We start from the raw sequence: 17328 nt of genomic DNA on the forward strand, positions 1-17328 counted from the left end.
CGGGTGCACTCCCTGCCATGATAATGCCTTAAGTTGCACTAGCCTGAACGCGTGCTTCGCAGCAGCAGGTTCAGATGCAGATTGTCACCCTTGCCGTCGACGATCGAGAGCTGGATACGATCCAGGCTGCCCTTCTTCTCCTGCAGGAACAGGCCAACGCGCTTCCCGAGGACATCGTCGACATAATGGGCGCTCACGGGCGCCCAATGACGGAGCATGAGGTTGAGCAACTCGGCAGACGCCTGAAGAGGCGGCGCGATCCATCCGGAGGCGAGATGGATCACAAGACCTCCCCCGCTGAGACGCATGTCGAGGCTGAGCGCCTGCCCAAACGTTTCTGTGCGGACCGTTGAGGCGCGGAAATCCTCCGGACAGTATGGTTCATCTCCCGTGAGAACAAAAGCTTGTCCGGAACGTTGGAGATGGATCAGTCAAGCCTCGGAAGCCCTCTGCGAATGACGAAGATCTCTGTCGGCGACGAAGTCCGCGTCTATTATCATCCTTCCGGTCTGACCGTGAGCTTCGCCGAGGGCGTCGTGAGCCGGGTCGACGTGAGCACCTTGCGAGGACGGGCCTTCATTGTCGACGTGACCTATGAGGTCGTGCTGGATCGGGAGCAGGCGATCAGGCCAGGCTATCGCAACTATGTTCTATACGAACGCGCGGACGACTTCCCCGGCCGGATCGAAATCCTCTCCAAGATTCAACAGGAGCCGGAGCAGGATGTGGTGCCGGAGATCGCCCTGGAGACCGCTTCAGAACCGGACCCGTTCCTTGTCGAGGTCGAGCGCCCGGTCGAGCCCGCATCCGGCGGTATCGTTGCATCTCTGTTAGGCCGGCGAAGGTAGCCGGCCTTCTCTTACGCGTTTGACCTGAGGCGCGAATGCCTGTCGGAAAGGGCGGTGGTTAGCCATCACGGGCCGATCTTGCGCGGCTCCTCAACAGCGGATGCGCGCCGCTGACATAAAACTGTGATCTCCCGGCTCAAGAAGAGGCGCACAAAAGCGTCCGAAGGGAGATCCGGGGATTATGGACAGTTCTGTCGTGGCGGCAATCGATGTCGACCGCCTTCAGGTGAGCTACGGCAGCCAGCCGGTGCTGCACGGCGTCAATCTCACTGTGGCTCCCGGAGAATTCATTGCCATCCTCGGCTCGTCCGGCTGCGGAAAGACCACGCTCCTGAGGACCATTGCCGGATTCCAGAAGGCTTCCGGTGGGAGCATCCGCCTGTTCGGCCGCGACGTCGTTGATATGCCGCCCGAGAAGCGCGGCATGGCCATGATGTTCCAGTCCTATGCCCTGTGGCCGCACATGACCGTTCTCGGCAATGTCGGTTACGGTCTGCGCCTGCGCAGCGTACCCAAGGATGAGATCAGAAGCCGTGTCGCGGCGATCCTGAAGATACTCGGACTCTCAGGGCTTGAGGACCGTACGGTGACGAACCTCTCAGGGGGGCAGCGTCAGCGCGTGGCCTTGGGACGTGCCCTGGCCATCGAGCCCAAGATCCTCCTGCTCGATGAGCCTCTGTCGAACCTCGACGCCAAGGTGCGCATCCAGCTGAGATCGGAAATCAAATCCCTCCAGAACCGCCTCGGCTTCACGGCCGTCCACGTGACGCACGACCGGGAGGAAGCCATGACCATGGCTGACAGGATCGTGGTGATGGATGCGGGCCGGATTGTGCAGGTCGGGACGCCGGAGGAGGTCTTCGACCGTCCCAACTCTCCCTTCGTCGCCAGTTTCATGGGTGCCGAGAACACCATCGAACTCGATGTGCGACCTTCCGGATTCAGCGTCGAAGTTCATGCCGGAAACGGCAGCGCTGCGACATGGGATGGCCCAGTTCCGGTCGGTCCGGTCACGGCATACTTCCGTGATGACGCCGCCTCGCTAGAGGATCCTCACGCGCATATCGACGGGTCTCTCGTTCTGCCGGGCAGGATCGCGCAGCGAACATATCCGGGTGGAAGCTACCGTTACCTTGTCGCCGTCGGTGACCGTCACTTTAGTGTAACAGACGGGCAATACCACGAGGTCGATCGCCCGGTAGGCCTGCGCCTGCCGCTCGAACTTCTGCACCTCTTTCCTGCCACTCAACCCAAGGGAAAAGTCCATGCGTAAAGGTCTCGTGGCTGCGGGTCTCGCAGCTCTTCTGATGACGAATGCGGCGAGCGCGCAGACGCTCAACGTCGCGACGGCGGGCGACCAGAACATGGTCGACTACATTAAGGATTATCTCGGTCCGCTTTTCGAGAAGAGCCATCCGGGTGTGAAGGTCGTCGCTGTCGGCACCGGGCCCGGCGATGGCGGTTCGCAGAAGATCTTCGAGAAGCTCGACGCGCAGAAGAAGGCCGGCGCCGCTTCCGACTTCGACGTGGTCGTCATCCACCAGAAGGCCGCGGGCGAGATGGTGAAGAGCCAGCTGCTCAGGAAGTACCGTGATGCTCTGCCGACGGGCAAGCTCGTGACGCGCGAAACGGCGGACAACGCGCTCGGCACCGAGGTGACCGGCTATGTCATGCCGATGTTCCACTCGCAGACGGCGCTCGCCTACAACCCCGACCTCGTCAAGACGGCTCCCGGCAGCTATGCCGAGCTGCGCGACTGGGTGAAGAACAACCGGAAGCAGTTCGGCTACAACGGCATCAAAGGCGGCATGTCCGGCGTTGCCTTCGTGACGGGCTGGGTCTCGGCCTTCGGCGGCGATGCGGCCAAACTGGAGAAGGGTCCCTATGACGCCGCGACCAAGGCGAAGTGGGAAAAGGCACTGGCCGACCTGAAGGAATTCAATCAGAACGTCGTCATCACCCCCGGCAATGCCGGCACGCTCGACATGCTCAACCGAGGCGAGATCGCCATGGGGCCGGTCTGGGTCGACATGTTCTACACCTGGAAGGCCGAGGGCAAGCTGCCGCCGAACACCCGCCTGAAGCTCATCTCCCCCGGCATGCCCGGCCAGCCGATGTACTACGCTGTCCCGGCCACGACCAAGCAGGACAAGCTCGCCGCCGAGTTCGTTGCGCTCGCGACGAGCCCTGAGGTGCAGGCCGAAGGCATCGTGAAGCGTTTCAACTGGTATCCGGGCATCGACGCCAAGAACCTGGAAGGCAAGCTCGACAAGGCTGCCTGGAACCAGCTCTTCGCCGATATCACGCCCGATTCTCTCGCGGCGAACGGCAAGCCCTTCCCGATCGCTCCCTACTTCAACGACATTCTCGAATCCTACGAGAAGAAGGTCGCGAACTGAGACTTCCAGCTGAGGCTGGCACGCGGGCGGCTCGGATCATGAGCCGCCCGTAAATCCATGGCCCGCGTGGCCTGTGTGGGGGAAGGATCGGGCATGGAAAGACCGTCTCTTATCGGCTTGGCGCTTATTGCTCCGGCTCTGGCGATGATCGGAGCACTCTTTCTGTACCCCCTCGGCTTCTCCCTGGTCTCCGCCTTTACGGAGGAGAGCGGCCGCCTGTCGCTCACTCACTTCCAGAAGGCTTATGAGCTTTATTCCACGGATATTCTGTTCACCCTGTTTATCGTTATCGTCTCTACGCTGCTGACAGGTCTCATCTCCATCGCCATTGCAGGCATCCTGACGCTGAGCGAAACGCCCTGGCTCATCACAGCCCTGCGCAACCTCTACCGCTGGCCGCTCTTCATTCCCTTCATCGTCGCAGCCCAATGTATGCGGACCTTTCTCGCGAAGAACGGACTGATGAACAATTCCTTCGTGGCGTTGGGGCTGATGGAGCCGCTTCAGGCCACCAGCTTCCTAGACTGGCGCGGGATCATCGTCACCTTCGTCTGGAAGCAGGTTCCTTTCGTCACACTCATGCTCGCCGGGGCCATGGCATCCATCGACCGCGCCACCATCGAGGCAGGGCGCAATCTGGGTGCATCACGTTTGCGGGTGCTGATCGAGATCGTGCTGCCTCAGGTCTTCCAGACGCTTCTAGTCGGCCTCGTCCTGTCCTTCGTCACCATGCTCTCTGTCCTCTCCGTGCCCATGATGGTTGCGGGCTCGCAGCCGACAATGCTGACTGTCGATATGGCGTTCCGCATCAACTCCTATGGCGACTACGCCACCGCCAATGCGCTGGGCGTCATCTCCTACCTCATCGCCGGGACCGTGGCCTGGATCTACCTTCGTCACAACGTGAAGCAGGGAGCGCAGGCATGAGCGGCAATGTTCGGACATCGCTGGCAAGTGCTGCTCCCGCGAGCATTCCGCTACCTGTGAACCAGGGGCTACCGGCGCCGCGTGTCAGGTTCTGGGCCTACGGCTCCACGCTCTTCAAGGTGCTGGGCCTCGGCGCCTTCGCTTTCTTTCTCTTCGGACCCTTGGCCAATCTCGTGCTTTGGTCTTTTGCGGAACGCTGGTATGCGCCCTTCAAACTGCCGGTTACCTATGGGACCCGCTATTGGGAGGTCGTCTTCCGTCCGACGGGTGACGCCATGTCGTCGCTCCTCACAAGCGTCGGAATAGCCTGTCTGACGGTTCTCGTTGCCTTGGCGGTATCCATCCCCGCAGGTTATGCTTTGGCGCGCCTCAAGCTGCCCTGGCGCACGGCTCTGATGATCCTGTTCCTGCTGCCGCAGGCCTTCCCGTCGGTGGCGATCTATATCAACGTGGCGCGGGTCTTCTACAGCATCGGGCTGACGGGAACGGTTCCCGGTGTCGTGCTCGTCCACGCCGCTCATGGCCTGGTCTACTCGGTCTGGATCGCGGCCGCCGCTTTTGCAGCCGTCGACAGGGATCTCGAGTTGGCCGCGCGCAATATCGGCGCGTCTCCCTTGCGGACCTTCTTCACCATTACACTACCGCTCGCTGCGCCCGGCATCATGGCGAGCGCGATTTTCGTCTTCCTCGAATCCCTCGACGAGTTCACGGGCACCTTCTTCGTCGGTGTCCCACAGGTGACGACCCTGCCGCTGCTTCTCTACAACGCGAGCATGGGCGGCAATTATCAGATCGCGTCCATCACGGCTCTTATCCTGCTCGTCCCCTCCGTGCTCTTCATGCTGGTAATCGAGCGCTTCCTGAAAGCCGATGTGCTCAGCAAGGTCGGGCAGTAACGCTGCCGCAGGCGGGTAAAAGCTAGTCCCGACTAGTTTCCGCCGATCCGTCCGCCGGTGCAGGATCGAGGGTTGCCCAGCCGGTGCGCCCTCCCGTCGGCGGAAGGGCATTCTGCGTCTGTTGCGAGCGCAGGATATAGGCCTTGGCGATCATCTGCGCCGTTACCGGGGCTGTCAGGAACAGAAAGAGGGTAATCAGCAGTTCGTGGATGGATGGATCGCCTTCAATCAGCGCGAAATAGAACATCGACGCGATCAGGAGGGCGCCGATGCCAAGGGTCGTAGCTTTGGTCGGACCATGCAGCCGCCGCATCAGGTCGGGCAGTTTGGCAAGACCCAGCGAGCCGACGAAGAGAAAGAAAGCCCCGATCACGATGAGCAGTGCCACCAGTGTTTCGAAGATAGCCATATTCAAGCCTCACTCGATGACGTTGCCGCGAAGGAGGTATTTGCAGAAAGCCACGGTGGTGAGAAAGCCGACCATGGCGAAGAGAAGGGCCGCCTCGAAATACATGCTCGTGCGGAACCAGAGCCCGATTACGACGATCAGGGCAATGATGTTGATGACAAGGGTATCGAGCGCCAGGACCCGGTCGAGCACGTCTGGCCCACGCACGAGTCGGAACAGGGCCAGCACGGCCGAGACAAGGATGGCGCCGAAGGCGATGAGGCAGGCGCTGGCGATCATTCGAAGATCTCCTTCAAACGGCGTTCGTAGCGGTCCTTGATCTGGGCGACGGTTGCCTCTGCATCATCCGTTTCCAGGCAGTGGACAAGGAGAGCCTTGCCATCCGCGGAGAGGTCCGCGCTCACTGTACCGGGTGTCATGGTGATCGTGCCGGCAAGGGTGGTAATGGCCTCTGCGTTCGTCAGGTCCAGGGGGACGGTGACAAAACGGGAGCGAAGCGAAGGGCCGCGCCGGTACAGCACCCAGTAGGCCACCTGGATGTTCGATATGACGATGTCCATCAGGACTATGAACGCGTACGCGATCACCTTGCCGGGACGGCGGATAAGCGGGCGGTCGGGCCAGTAGGCGCTTGTCAGCTTTGGGATGGCCCAGCCCAGGAACAGGCCGAGCACCACCTGGCCGGCGGTGATGTCGTTGACCAGAAGCAGCCAGACGATCGCGACCGTGATGCTAAGCAGGGGATGCGGAAAGAGGCGTGCCGACATCAGCGCCTCCCCGGCAGACCTGCGGTCTGCTGCTCGCCGAGAACGGCTGCAATGTAAGGCGCAGGATCAAGCAGCTGCTGAGCCGTGGCCTCGAGCTGCCGGGTGACCGGCCCGGCAAAGACGGCAAGAAGCGCCGTGCCGGACACGAGGAGGATTGCGGCTGTCAGCGGCGCGATGCGGACCGGCTCCGGGAGCGGCTCAGGATGGGACGCGTCGACCGCCTCGGACTTCCAGAAGAGCACGGTTCCTGCACGGCTGAACCCGACGATGACGACAAGGCTCGTGGCGAGAACGATTGCCCAGATCCAGCCGGCAAGAGCGGAGGGCCATGCAGCTGCGAGAATCATAAGCTTGCCGATAAACCCGGAGAGGGGCGGGAGGCCTGCCATCGCAATGGCAGCCAGGAAGAAGAGGCCCCCCATGAGGCCGGCCTGCACCATGGAGGGCGAGGGTTGCAGCAGCCCGTGCCAGCGTCCGCGCCGGGTGGCGATGAGATTGCTCAGGAGGAACAGAGCCGCTCCGATCAGGGTGGAGTGGAGGGTGTAGTAAAGGGCTGCCGTGAGACCTTGCGCATCGAAGAATGACACGGCCACAAGAAGAGAGCCCATCGACCAGACGACCGCGAAGCAGACGAGATCGACCAGAACCCGGCTCGCCAGAACGCCCAGGGCGCCGATCAGCAGCGTGACCAGGGCAGCCGGCAGGATCCAGGGCGCAGCCACAAAAGCCGCAGCGCCGCCATCCGCGCCGAAGATCAGTGTGAAGACGCGGATGATGCAGTAGGCCCCGACCTTCGTCATGATGGCGAAGAGGGCGGCGGAAGGCGCAGGCGCCGCCGCGTAGGCGGTCGGCAGCCACCAGTGGAGCGGGACGAGAGCGGCCTTGAGGGCGAAGACGAGGAAGAGAAGGAGGGCTCCCGTGCGCAGGATAGCCGCGCTGTCACCCGTCACCTGGCTCACTTTCACGGCGAGATCCGCCATGTTGAGGGTGCCTGTCACTCCGTAGATCAATCCGACGGCAACGAGAAAGAGCGTCGAGCCGACAAGATTGATCGCTACATATTGAAACCCGGCCCGGAGCCGGTTCGACCCACCGCCATGGAGGAGAAGACCGTACGAGGCAATCAGCATGACTTCGAAGAACACGAAGAGATTGAACACGTCTCCCGTGAGCAGGGCTCCGTTGATGCCCATGAGCTGGAATTGGAAGAGGGAATGGAAGTGGTGCCCTTTCTCATCCCAGCCGTTCAACGAATAGAGCGCGACGGCTGAAGCGAGAACCGCAGTCAGCAGCACCATCGTCGCCGAAAGTCGGTCCAGCACGAGGACAATGCCGTATGGAGCGGGCCAGCTCCCAAGGAAATAGGGGCGGACGGTCCCGTCCATGGCAAGCCCGTAAAGGGCGATGCCGACCGCGAGGAGAAGTGCCGTTGCAGCCAGCGACACCTTGCGCTGAAGATGGGGCGCCCGGCGAACGAGCAGAAGCAGCGGCGCTGCGAAGGCCGGAATGACGATGGGGGCGACGATCCAGTGGCTCATGACGGGTACCGCTCACCCGAATCGGAAGGGGAGGGGCGTTCATCGACTCGGTCAGAACCGGTTTCGAGAAACCCGCGAAGAGCAAGAACGACGATCAGGGCAGTCATGCCGAAGGAGATCACGATGGCCGTGAGAACCAGGGCCTGGGGCAAGGGGTCCGCATATCCTTCCACACCCGAAGCGATGATGGGCGGTCTGTCGATAGCGAGCCGCCCCATGGCGAAGAGGAACAGATTGATTGCGTAGGACAGGAAGGTCAGCCCAATGATGACAGGGAAGCTGTGCATGCGCAGGATCAGATAAATGCCGGCGGCCGTCAGAAAGCCGATCGCGCTCGCGACGAGAATCTCCATACTCAATCCTCCTGGCGATAGGTCGGGGCTGCCGCGGAAACGGCGGCATCCGCCCGTTGCGGGAAGCGGATGTCGGATGGCCCCTCCGGAACCGGATTGCGCTCGGCGCGTGCGCCGACGCGTGCGATCTGCGACAGGGACAGAAGAACCGTTCCGACTACGGTCAGGAAGACGCCGGCATCGAAGGCCATGGCGGAGGCCAGCTCAAACTCACCGATCACGGGCAGGTGGAAGTAGCCGAACGTGCTTGTGAGGAAGGGACGAGCGAACAGGAACGATGCAAGACCCGTCAGCCCAGCGGCCAGGACGCCGAGCGCCAGCATGGTGTGGGCATTGATACGACGGCGCATTGCAGCCCATTCGTAGCCGCTGGCAATCGCCTGCATCAACAGCGCAATGGCGACGACCAGACCCGCGACGAAGCCGCCGCCCGGCAGGTTGTGGCCACGCAGGAAGATATAGACGCCGACTGTCAGCACGAGCGGCAGGAGGACGCGTGTGACGACGACGAGCATGAGAGGGTGTGCGTCAGCCGCCTCGATGCCCTGGCGCATGGAGGCGAGCCTCCGCGCAGCTGCGCCTCTGAGCGAGCTCTCGAGCAGGGCATAGATGGCAAGCGCGGCGATGCACAGTACGATGATCTCGCCGAAGGTATCGAAGCCGCGGAAATCCACGAGGATGACGTTGACAACGTTCGTGCCGCCGCCGCCCGGCTTCGACTGCGCGATGTGATAGCTGGAGATTGACTGCAGGTCGGTGGTCATGACCGCATAGGCGAGCCCTCCGATGCCAAGTCCTGCGAGCCCGGCAATGGCTCCGTCGCGGAACTTCCGGGCATGTCCCGTCTCTCGAGGGGTCGTGCGCGGCAGAAGGTTGAGAGCAAGCAGCAGTAGGATCGTCGTGACGACATCCGCAGAGATCTGCGTCAGTGCGAGATCCGGAGCTGAGAACTGGAGGAAGGCAAGCGAGACGCCGAGGCCGACCATGCTCGACAGGATGAGGGCGAGGAGGCGGTTGCCATGCGCCGCAATCGTCACCGCACAGGTCGCGATAAGGATGGCCCAGACCGTAAACGCCGGGGCATTGACGGGCAGCATCGGCCGCATCCCTGGCGAGTAGGAGCCTGACGCAAAGCCCGCAATTCCGACGATCAGGATGGTCCCAACGATGACGGCGAAATAGCGCGGCAGCGAACCGGTGTGCAAAGCCGCAATCGCGGCTCTGGAACCCGTCACGGCGGCAGAAACAGTGGCATCGAAGATCCGCTTTGCTTCCGGCGGCGGCAGGGAAAGCCGTAAGCGGTCCAGCGCCGACCAGGCGACGAAGGCTCCCAGGCCTCCGGCGAAGGCAAGAATGCTCATCAGGAGGGCAGGCGTCACGCCGTGCCACAGGGCCAGCTTGAAGATGGGCAGCGGTTCGCCTCCGATGACCGCAAGCGCCGTCTGCGACACGACACGGGTGGCCACAAGAGCCGGCAGGAGGCCGATCGCGATCACAGGGGCGACGAGCACCGCAACCGGCAGCCATAAGCCGGCGGGAGGGTCGTGCGGCGGGTGCGGATAATCGGAACGCACAGGGCCGAGATAAACCTTGATCGCAAGCCGGGCGGAATAGGCGACGGAGAGCAGTGCTCCTAGCGTCGCCAGCGCCGGCACGATCCAGGCATTGCCCGCATAGGCCGCATGGGCCGCTTCCTCCAGCATCATCTCCTTGGAAAGGAAACCATTGAGGAGCGGTAGACCGGCCATGGATCCCGCCGCAATGAGCGCCAGCGTACCGGTGATCGGCATGAGATAGAGAAGCCCGCCGAGCCGCCGGATATCCCGCGTGCCCGCCTCATGATCGACGATCCCGACGCTCATGAAGAGAGCGGCCTTGAAGGTGGCGTGGTTCAGGATGTGGAAGACGGCTGCCACGGCCGCCATCGGCGTGCCGAAGCCCAGAAGCATCGTCATGAGGCCGAGATGGCTGACGGTGGAATAGGCAAGGATCGCCTTCAGGTCATCCTTGAACAGGGCGATCCAGGCCCCGACCAGCATCGTGATCAGTCCCACGAGAGAGACAATCAGGATCCAGATCTCGGTGCCTGCCAAAACCGGCCAGAGTCGCGCCAGCAGGAACACACCGGCCTTCACCATGGTGGCGGAATGGAGATAGGCCGAAACCGGCGTCGGTGCGGCCATGGCGTGAGGAAGCCAGAAATGGAAAGGGAACTGGGCCGACTTGGTGAAGGCTCCGCCCAGCACCAGCAGCAGCATCGGTACGTATAGAGGCGAGGCCCGCACCATATCGCCGCGCTGGAGGATCTCGCTCAGCTCATAGCTGCCGGCAATGCGGCCGAGAAGGAGGAGGCCTGCCAGAAGCAGGAGGCCGCCGCCGCCGGTGACGACCAGGGCCATCCGCGCTCCCTGGCGGCCTCCCGGCAGATGCCGCCAATAACCGATCAGCAGGAAGGAACTCAGGCTCGTCAGCTCCCAGAAGGTGGCGAGCAGCAGGATGTTGTCGCTCAAAACAACGCCGACCATCGCGCCTTGGAACAGGAGCAGATAGGCATAGAAGCGACCCATCGGGTCCTTGGGGCTCAGGTAGTACCGGGCATAAATGATGATCAGCAGGCCGATGCCGAGGATCATACCGGCAAAGAAGAGGCCGAGACCGTCGATGAAGATGCTGTAGGACAAGCCGAACTGCGGCAGCCATTCGTACTGCGCCCGCACGACGCCTCCGGCATAGACCGTTGGCGCTGCGGCCAGCAGCAGCACCAGCGCTGCGACGGTCGGGAGCAGGGTGACGAGAGCGCAGACATTGCGTCCCGATTTGATCGCCAGGGGAGGAAACAGGGCTCCCAGGAGAGGAATCAGGGGCAGAAAAGCGATTGTCATACGCCTGGTCTCTCCTCCTCGCCGGGCTTGGTTCAGGAATTGCGGGATTGCCCATACTTAAAGCTGGAAGCACGTCATTCCAGCCCTGTCCGGACGAATCTGGAGGGCGTAGCGGAGCTCGTCGCCACCGGCTGACATGGCGGTGCGTCCCCGATTCCCGGACAAGATCCCCAGAAGATCTTAAATTTTCCTGACCCGCTCGGGCGGTCAGTCGAACAGGACGACCTGACGAATGGCCGAGCCGTCATGCAACCGGTCGAAGCCGAGATTGATCTCGTCGAGCGATAACGTATGCGTGAGCAGGCGATCCACAGGGAGCCTGCCGCCCAGGAACATGGCGACGAAATTCGGCAGATCGCGCCGCGGGACGCAGGTACCGATGTAAGAACCTTTCAGTGTCCGCTCCTCTGCCACGAGGCTGACGGCCTGGATCGAGAGCTTCCGGTCGGGATGGGGCAGGCCGGCCGTCACCGTGGTGCCGCCGCGGGCGGTTCCCGCATAGGCCAGTTCCAAGGCCGGAACGGCGCCTGCCATCTCGAAGAAGAAATCGACACCGCCGCCCGAGAGATCCCTGATCTCCTCCGCAGCCTTCGGGCTTCTCGCATTGACCGTGTGGGTTGCGCCGAGCTGGCGTGCGAACTCAAGCTTCTCGTCGGAAAGATCGACCGCGATGATCTGCCGGGCGCCCGAGGCGACCGCTCCGAGCACGGAACACAGGCCGATGCCGCCGAGGCCCACCACCGCGACGGACGAGCCGGGCGGCACCTTCGCCGTGTTGACGACGGCGCCGACGCCGGTGAGCACGGCGCAGCCGAAGAGGGCGCTGTGCTCGAAAGGCAGGGGAGCGGTCACCTTCACGCAGGATTCCCGCGAGACCACCGCATATTCCGCGAAGGCCGAGACGCCGATGTGGTGGTTGACAGGCTCGCAGGCGATGGACAGCCGTCTTTCGCCCCGCAGCAGAGTGCCTGCGCCATTCGCCTTCGCACCCGGCTCGCAGAGTGCAGGCCGACCCGTGGCGCAGGGGATGCACGCGCCGCAGCTCGGAACGAAGACGAGGACAACGTGATCGCCCGGCGCAAGATCGTTCACGCCTTCGCCCACTTCCTCCACGATGCCAGAGGCCTCATGGCCGACCACCATGGGAGTCGGACGGGGCCGGTCGCCGTTGATGACGGAGAGATCGGAATGGCACAGGCCCGCCGCCTTGATCTTCACCAGCACCTCGCCGTGACCGGGCGGGTTCAGCTCGACCTCCGCAATGTCGAGGGGCCTCGATCGCGCGTAGGGGAGCGGCAGACCGGACTGGCGAAGAAGGGCAGCTCGCATGCGCATGGACAATCCTCCTGTCGCTTCAAACGCGGATCGTGGCCGGAGCGGCAAGCTCCGTCAACACGTCCCGCATGGGGCCCGGCAGTTCCACAGGGCGGCGGGTCTCGCGGTTGACATAGACATGCGTGAAGCCGCCCTGCGCCGCCGCCAGCTCCTCGCTGTCGCGAAACATTGCGAACTCGTAGGAGACGCTGGAGCGACCAATATAGGCGACACGAACGCCGACATCGACGCGGCCGGGACAGGTTACGGCCTCGAAGAAATGGGCGAAGCTCTGCACAACGAGCCCAATGGCCGGGCTCGCGACTAGGTCCAGCACTCTGGCCTCGATCAGGGTCTGGTTGACGGCCGTGTCAAAATACTCGCCATAGACGGCATTGTTCATGTGGCCGTAGGCATCGTTGTCGCGCAGACGCGTCGTCATGGCCATGATGCGCTTGTACTCGCTTCGCCGCTGCCTCTCGGGTCTCAGGGCCTTCATTTCCGGTCGCTCCAATAATCGGGCCACCTTCGTGCATGAGGCAAGGCCCGGTCAATGGTGCGCAGGCCGATCATGCGATGGTGACGCCGCCATCCACGATGACCGTCTGGCCGGTCATGAAGCTTGCTGCTGGAGAGGCGAGGAAGGCGGCCACGGGCCCAATCTCGTCGGGAGTCCCGATGCGGCGGAGCGGCGTCTGCTCGTTGCGCTGCTCCAGCACCTTTTCATCCTCCCACAGGGCGCGGGCGAAATCCGTCTTGATCAGGCCCGGCGCGATGCAGTTGATGCGCACGTTCTTCGGTCCCCACTCGACTGCGAGATTGCGCGCAAGCGCAAAGTCCGCCGCCTTGGAGATGCCGTAGCCGCCGATCACGCCCGTGCCCCTGATGCCGGCGATGGAGGAGATGATCACGACCGCTCCGCCGCCTCGCTCGGCCATGCCGGGCATGACCAGATTGCAGAGCCAGAGGTTGCTCTTCACGTTGGCGCCAATGATCTTGTCGAAGGCCTCGTCGCCGAGGCTGCTCATGGGGCCGTAGACGGGATTGACGGCGGCGTTGCAGACCAGGATGTCGATGGGTCCAAAGCGCTCCTGAGCGCCTGCGACCAGCGCCTCGACTTCCGGCTTGCGCGAGATGTTGCAGGGGATGGCGATGGCCTCGCCTCCCTGCTGCCGGATCCCCTCGACTACGGGCTCGCAGGCCTCGATCTTGCGACTCGATACCACGACCCTTGCGCCGAGATCGGCCATGGTTTCCGCGATAGAGCGGCCGATACCGCGGCTCGATCCGGTGACGATGGCCACTTTTCCGGTGAGACCGAAGGGGTTCATCATGCGGCAGGTCCTGCATTGTGCGGTTGGCCGGCGGCCTTGTATTTCGAGAGCTCGATCTTGGCGACCGTCTCGCGGTGCACCTCGTCCGGGCCGTCGGCGAGCCGCAGGACGCGGGCGCGGGCATAGGCATAGGCGAGGTGGAAGTCCTGGGAGACGCCGCCGCCGCCGCAGACCTGGATCGCCCGGTCCACGACCTTCTGCGCCACGTTCGGCGCCACCACCTTGATCATGGCGATCTCGGCGCGCGCCGCCTTGTTGCCGACCTCGTCCATCATGCGGGCAGCCTGGAGCGTGAGCAGGCGCGCCTGATCGATCTCCATGCGCGACTCGGCAATCCAGTGGCGTGTCACGCCATGGTCGGCCACCGGCCTGCCGAAGGTGCTGCGCGCCACCGCGCGCTTACACATGGTTTCCAGCGCCCGTTCGGCCAGGCCGATGGAGCGCATGCAGTGGTGAATGCGCCCTGGCCCCAGGCGGCCCTGCGCAATCTCGAAGCCTCGCCCTTCGCCGAGCAGGATGTTGGAGGCAGGAACGCGCACGTTCTCGAACACCACTTCCGCGTGGCCGTGAGGTGCATCGTCATAGCCGAAAACCGTGAGCGGACGGATGACCTGAACGCCTGGCGTATCCATTGGCACCAGGATCATGGATTGCTGCTGGTGCTTGGGCGAATCCGGGTCAGTCTTGCCCATGACGATGGCGATCTTGCAGCGCGGGTCCATGGCGCCGGAGGTCCACCACTTGCGCCCGTTGATCACGTACTCGTCGCCGTCGCGTCGGATCTCGGTGCGTATGTTCGTGGCGTCCGAGGAGGCCACGTCCGGCTCCGTCATGGCGAAGCAGGAGCGGATCTCACCTTCCATCAGGGGCTTGAGCCAGCGCTGCTTGTGCTCATCCGTTCCATAGAGGATGAGCGTCTCCATGTTGCCCGTATCGGGCGCGGAGCAGTTGAAGGGCTCGGCGCCAATGGGCGAGCGGCCCATGATCTCGCAGACCATCGCGTATTCCAGATTGGTCAGCGAATCGGGATAGTGCCGCTTTGGCAGAAACAGGTTCCACAAGCCCTGGGCCTTGGCGCGCGCCTTCAGGTCTTCCATGACAGGCGCGACGCCCCAGCGGCTCGGCAATTCGTTAAGCTGCCGCTCGAAAACCTCCTCAGCGGGATAGACATGGGCCTCCATGAACTCCTTGACCCGCGTCCGGAGTTCCTCTGCCCTGGAGCTCAATGGAAACAGCATTGATTCCTCCTCTCAAGCCGCCATGAGGCCGCCGGCCTCGGCGAGCTTGGACAGATGATGGTCGGCATCGCCGAAAAGGGTGTTGATCATCGTCACCCGCTTGAAGAGGTGACCGACCTTGTACTCCATGGTCATGCCGACGCCGCCATGGAGCTGGATCGCCTGTTGGCCGACGAAGCGGCCGGAGCGTCCGATCTGCACCTTCGCGGCGGCAATGGCCTTGCGGCGCTCTTCCTCATTCTCCTCCTGCGCCATCATGGCCGCGAACATCGCCATGCTGCGCGCCTGTTCGAGCGCGACGAACATCTCGGAGGAGCGGTGCTGCAGCACTTGGAAGGAGCCGATGGTGGTTCCGAACTGGCTGCGGGTCTTCAGGTAGTCGACAGTGAGCTGGAGCATCTCGTCCATGGCGCCGACCGCTTCCGCGGCAAGGGCCGCCATGGCCGTATCCGCAATGCGCTCGACCACCGGCAGAGCGTTTTCTGGATCGCCAATGACGTTTGCCGAATCGACTCGCACGGACTCCAGAGTCACTTCGGCGGCACGCTGGCCGTCCTGGGTGGGATAGCCCCGCCGCGAGAAGCCCGCCGCATTCGCATCGACGAGGAAGAGACCGATGCCGGCGCGATCCCGGCGTGAGCCCGCAACGCGCGCCGTTACGAGGATCTTATCGGCGCTGTCGCCGTGCAGCACTACGCTCTTCTGGCCGTCGAGCACGAAGCCCGTACCGTCGCGCTGCGCGGTCGTGGCCACATCGAAGAGGTCGTAGCGCGACTGCCGCTCCGTATGGGCGAAGGCGAGGCGCAGTTCGCCAGAGGCGACCTGAGGCAGATAGGCTATCTTTTGCTCTTCGCTTCCGCCCTGGTGCAGAAGCCCGCCGCCCAGAATCACCGTGGCGAGATAAGGCTCAAGCGCAAGCGAGCGGCCGAAGGCTTCCATGATCGTCATAGTCTCCACCGGCCCGCCGCCGAAGCCGCCATAGGCTTCGTCGAAAGGAAGGGCGAGGAGGCCGAGTTCCGCATAGGCGCTCCACAAATTCCGGCTCCAGCCCTCGGGCTCCTTCGCATAACGCCTGCGGCTCTCGAAATCGTAGCGGTCCGCCATGAGGCGGTCGACGCTGTCCTTCAGCAGGCGCTGTTCTTCGCTGAGATCAAAGTCCATGTCCGCGTTTCCTCACGCTCGTATCTCGGGAGGGGGTCAGAACCCCAGGATCGCCTTGGCGATGATGTTCTTCTGGATTTCGTTGGAGCCGCCGTAGATCGAAACCTTCCGCCAGTTGAAATAGGTGGGCGCGGCGGTGCTGGCCCAATCGGGTCCGTCGAAGGGCTCGTTCCGGCCGTCCTCCTCAGGCTGGTAGGGAAGGGCGAAGGGACCCACGACCTCCATCAGCAATTCGGTGGTGGCCTGCTGGATCTCGGAACCCTTGATCTTGAGGATCGAGGAGGCGGGATCGGGCTTGCCCTTCTCGCGACGGCTTTCGGCCGCCACCACACGCAGCTGCGTCATTTCCAGCGCTTTAAGATCAATCTCCACGGCGGTTAGCTTTTCGCGGAACCGCGGGGTCTCGATCAGCGGCACGTCGCCGATCCGCTCCAGGCTTGCGAGTTCCCGCACGCGCTGCAGGCGCGCCTTCGAGATGCCGATGCGGGCAATTCCAACCCGCTCGTTGCTGAGCAGGAACTTGGCGTAGTCCCAGCCCTTGTTCTCCTTGCCGACGAGGTTCTCGACCGGAACGTGCACATCGTCGAAGAACACCTCGTTCACTTCATGATCGCCATCGATGGTCTGGATCGGGCGAACCGTGACGCCGGGCGTCTTCATGTCGACGAGCAGGAAGGAAATGCCCTCCTGTTTTTTCACGGACGAATCCGTGCGCACGAGGCAGAAGATCCAGTCCGCATGTTGGGCGAGGGTGGTCCAGGTTTTCTGGCCGTTGACGATGTAGTAATCGCCGTCGCGCTTAGCCGTCATTTTCAGGGAAGCGAGGTCGGAGCCGGCGCCCGGCTCCGAGAAGCCCTGGCACCACCAGTCGTCGAGATTGGCGATTCGCGGCAGAAAACGGCGCTTCTGTTCGTCGTTGCCGAAGGTGTAGATGACAGGACCAACCATGTTGACGCCGAAGGCCAGGGGCTCGGGCGCGGGGGTCTTCTGCAGCTCCTCGCGGAAGATGTATTGCTTGACGGGGCTCCAGCCGGTGCCGCCCCACTCCACCGGCCAGTGCGGCACGGCCCAGCCCTTGGCGTTGAGGATGCGGCTCCAGGTGACAAGGTCCTCCTTACTCGGATGGTGGCCGTCGATCATCTTGCGCCGGATCGAGTCCGGCAGGGCCGAGCGGAAGAAGGCGCGAACCTCGTCCCGGAAGGCGAGTTCGTCATCGGTGAATCGCAGATCCATGGCGGATGTCCTCTAGGCGCAAATACAGG

18 protein-coding genes are annotated in these 17328 nt (G+C 63.2%); 5 read left to right on the plus strand and 13 right to left on the minus strand.

What is annotated here, in order from left to right:
* Nucleotides 1-38 precede the first annotated feature (38 nt).
* Nucleotides 39-284, minus strand: a complete 246-nt coding sequence (locus LG661_RS01240) for a hypothetical protein (protein WP_230530029.1) — start codon at nt 282-284, stop codon at nt 39-41.
* Between the two features lie 171 nt (nt 285-455).
* Between LG661_RS01240 and LG661_RS01245 the strand changes: the two genes are divergently transcribed.
* The 5 genes from LG661_RS01245 (at nt 456) to LG661_RS01265 (ending at nt 5070) form a co-directional block, all read left to right on the plus strand.
* Nucleotides 456-848 carry a hypothetical protein gene (locus tag LG661_RS01245; protein ID WP_230530030.1) on the plus strand — a complete coding sequence of 131 codons (393 nt, stop codon included), beginning with the start codon at nt 456-458 and terminating at the stop codon, nt 846-848.
* A gap of 181 nt (nt 849-1029) precedes the next feature.
* On the plus strand, nt 1030-2121 hold the full coding sequence (locus LG661_RS01250; protein WP_230530031.1) for an ABC transporter ATP-binding protein: 1092 nt from the start codon (nt 1030-1032) through the stop codon (nt 2119-2121).
* A complete protein-coding gene (locus tag LG661_RS01255) occupies nt 2114-3247 on the plus strand; it encodes an ABC transporter substrate-binding protein (protein WP_230530032.1) in 1134 nt (377 codons plus the stop codon). The genes LG661_RS01250 and LG661_RS01255 overlap by 8 nt, the downstream gene beginning before the upstream one ends.
* Before the next feature lie 93 nt (nt 3248-3340).
* A complete protein-coding gene (locus LG661_RS01260; RefSeq protein WP_230530033.1) occupies nt 3341-4174 on the plus strand; it encodes an ABC transporter permease in 834 nt (277 codons plus the stop codon).
* A complete protein-coding gene (locus tag LG661_RS01265) occupies nt 4171-5070 on the plus strand; it encodes an ABC transporter permease (protein WP_230530034.1) in 900 nt (299 codons plus the stop codon). The genes LG661_RS01260 and LG661_RS01265 overlap by 4 nt, the downstream gene beginning before the upstream one ends.
* A 22-nt stretch (nt 5071-5092) precedes the next feature.
* Here the strand turns inward: LG661_RS01265 and LG661_RS01270 are convergent, their stop codons facing one another.
* From LG661_RS01270 to pimC, 12 genes are all read right to left on the minus strand, one after another.
* Nucleotides 5093-5479, minus strand: coding sequence for a Na+/H+ antiporter subunit G (locus LG661_RS01270; protein WP_230530035.1), 387 nt, complete (start codon nt 5477-5479; stop codon nt 5093-5095).
* A gap of 9 nt (nt 5480-5488) precedes the next feature.
* Entirely contained in the window at nt 5489-5758 is a 270-nt protein-coding gene (locus LG661_RS01275; protein WP_230530036.1) for a K+/H+ antiporter subunit F, read from the minus strand.
* The gene (locus LG661_RS01280; protein WP_230530037.1) at nt 5755-6246 is read right to left on the minus strand and encodes a Na+/H+ antiporter subunit E; all 492 of its coding nucleotides are present in this window, start codon (nt 6244-6246) and stop codon (nt 5755-5757) included. The genes LG661_RS01275 and LG661_RS01280 overlap by 4 nt, the downstream gene beginning before the upstream one ends.
* Nucleotides 6246-7784, minus strand: coding sequence for a monovalent cation/H+ antiporter subunit D (locus tag LG661_RS01285; RefSeq protein ID WP_230530038.1), 1539 nt, complete (start codon nt 7782-7784; stop codon nt 6246-6248). Before LG661_RS01285 ends, LG661_RS01280 begins: the two co-directional genes overlap by 1 nt.
* Nucleotides 7781-8137 carry a Na+/H+ antiporter subunit C gene (locus tag LG661_RS01290; RefSeq protein ID WP_230530039.1) on the minus strand — a complete coding sequence of 119 codons (357 nt, stop codon included), beginning with the start codon at nt 8135-8137 and terminating at the stop codon, nt 7781-7783. The genes LG661_RS01285 and LG661_RS01290 overlap by 4 nt, the downstream gene beginning before the upstream one ends.
* Before the next feature lie 2 nt (nt 8138-8139).
* Nucleotides 8140-11019, minus strand: a complete 2880-nt coding sequence (locus LG661_RS01295; protein ID WP_230530040.1) for a monovalent cation/H+ antiporter subunit A — start codon at nt 11017-11019, stop codon at nt 8140-8142.
* 207 nt (nt 11020-11226) lie between these two features.
* Entirely contained in the window at nt 11227-12354 is a 1128-nt protein-coding gene (locus LG661_RS01300) for a zinc-dependent alcohol dehydrogenase family protein (RefSeq protein WP_230530041.1), read from the minus strand.
* Nucleotides 12355-12373: 19 nt separating this feature from the next.
* A complete protein-coding gene (locus LG661_RS01305; protein ID WP_230530042.1) occupies nt 12374-12832 on the minus strand; it encodes an acyl-CoA thioesterase in 459 nt (152 codons plus the stop codon).
* Between the two features lie 70 nt (nt 12833-12902).
* On the minus strand, nt 12903-13667 hold the full coding sequence (locus LG661_RS01310) for an SDR family NAD(P)-dependent oxidoreductase (protein WP_230530043.1): 765 nt from the start codon (nt 13665-13667) through the stop codon (nt 12903-12905).
* Complete coding sequence (locus tag LG661_RS01315; RefSeq protein ID WP_230530044.1) at nt 13664-14905, minus strand: acyl-CoA dehydrogenase; 1242 nt, start codon at nt 14903-14905, stop codon at nt 13664-13666. Before LG661_RS01315 ends, LG661_RS01310 begins: the two co-directional genes overlap by 4 nt.
* Nucleotides 14906-14917: 12 nt before the next feature.
* On the minus strand, nt 14918-16066 hold the full coding sequence (locus LG661_RS01320) for an acyl-CoA dehydrogenase family protein (RefSeq protein WP_230530045.1): 1149 nt from the start codon (nt 16064-16066) through the stop codon (nt 14918-14920).
* A 36-nt stretch (nt 16067-16102) separates the two neighbouring features.
* The gene (gene pimC / locus LG661_RS01325; protein WP_230530046.1) at nt 16103-17299 is read right to left on the minus strand and encodes a pimeloyl-CoA dehydrogenase large subunit; all 1197 of its coding nucleotides are present in this window, start codon (nt 17297-17299) and stop codon (nt 16103-16105) included.
* Between the last annotated feature and the right edge of the window lie 29 nt (nt 17300-17328).

Source organism: Microvirga roseola (assembly GCF_020866965.1).
GTDB lineage: Bacteria > Pseudomonadota > Alphaproteobacteria > Rhizobiales > Beijerinckiaceae > Microvirga > Microvirga roseola.

Excerpts from the sequence above, each read along its gene's own strand:
- LG661_RS01305 (WP_230530042.1), bottom strand. The coding sequence starts at position 12,832 with ATGAAGGCCCTGAGACCCGAGAGGCAGCGGCGAAGCGAGTACAAGCGC.
- LG661_RS01310 (WP_230530043.1), bottom strand. The coding sequence starts at position 13,667 with ATGATGAACCCCTTCGGTCTCACCGGAAAAGTGGCCATCGTCACCGGA.
- LG661_RS01255 (WP_230530032.1), top strand. The coding sequence starts at position 2,114 with ATGCGTAAAGGTCTCGTGGCTGCGGGTCTCGCAGCTCTTCTGATGACG.
- pimC (WP_230530046.1), bottom strand. The coding sequence starts at position 17,299 with ATGGATCTGCGATTCACCGATGACGAACTCGCCTTCCGGGACGAGGTT.
- LG661_RS01315 (WP_230530044.1), bottom strand. The coding sequence starts at position 14,905 with ATGCTGTTTCCATTGAGCTCCAGGGCAGAGGAACTCCGGACGCGGGTC.
- LG661_RS01280 (WP_230530037.1), bottom strand. The coding sequence starts at position 6,246 with ATGTCGGCACGCCTCTTTCCGCATCCCCTGCTTAGCATCACGGTCGCG.
- LG661_RS01290 (WP_230530039.1), bottom strand. The coding sequence starts at position 8,137 with ATGGAGATTCTCGTCGCGAGCGCGATCGGCTTTCTGACGGCCGCCGGC.
- LG661_RS01320 (WP_230530045.1), bottom strand. The coding sequence starts at position 16,066 with ATGGACTTTGATCTCAGCGAAGAACAGCGCCTGCTGAAGGACAGCGTC.
- LG661_RS01260 (WP_230530033.1), top strand. The coding sequence starts at position 3,341 with ATGGAAAGACCGTCTCTTATCGGCTTGGCGCTTATTGCTCCGGCTCTG.
- LG661_RS01245 (WP_230530030.1), top strand. The coding sequence starts at position 456 with ATGACGAAGATCTCTGTCGGCGACGAAGTCCGCGTCTATTATCATCCT.
- LG661_RS01270 (WP_230530035.1), bottom strand. The coding sequence starts at position 5,479 with ATGGCTATCTTCGAAACACTGGTGGCACTGCTCATCGTGATCGGGGCT.
- LG661_RS01265 (WP_230530034.1), top strand. The coding sequence starts at position 4,171 with ATGAGCGGCAATGTTCGGACATCGCTGGCAAGTGCTGCTCCCGCGAGC.
- LG661_RS01300 (WP_230530041.1), bottom strand. The coding sequence starts at position 12,354 with ATGCGCATGCGAGCTGCCCTTCTTCGCCAGTCCGGTCTGCCGCTCCCC.
- LG661_RS01295 (WP_230530040.1), bottom strand. The coding sequence starts at position 11,019 with ATGACAATCGCTTTTCTGCCCCTGATTCCTCTCCTGGGAGCCCTGTTT.
- LG661_RS01275 (WP_230530036.1), bottom strand. The coding sequence starts at position 5,758 with ATGATCGCCAGCGCCTGCCTCATCGCCTTCGGCGCCATCCTTGTCTCG.
- LG661_RS01285 (WP_230530038.1), bottom strand. The coding sequence starts at position 7,784 with ATGAGCCACTGGATCGTCGCCCCCATCGTCATTCCGGCCTTCGCAGCG.
- LG661_RS01250 (WP_230530031.1), top strand. The coding sequence starts at position 1,030 with ATGGACAGTTCTGTCGTGGCGGCAATCGATGTCGACCGCCTTCAGGTG.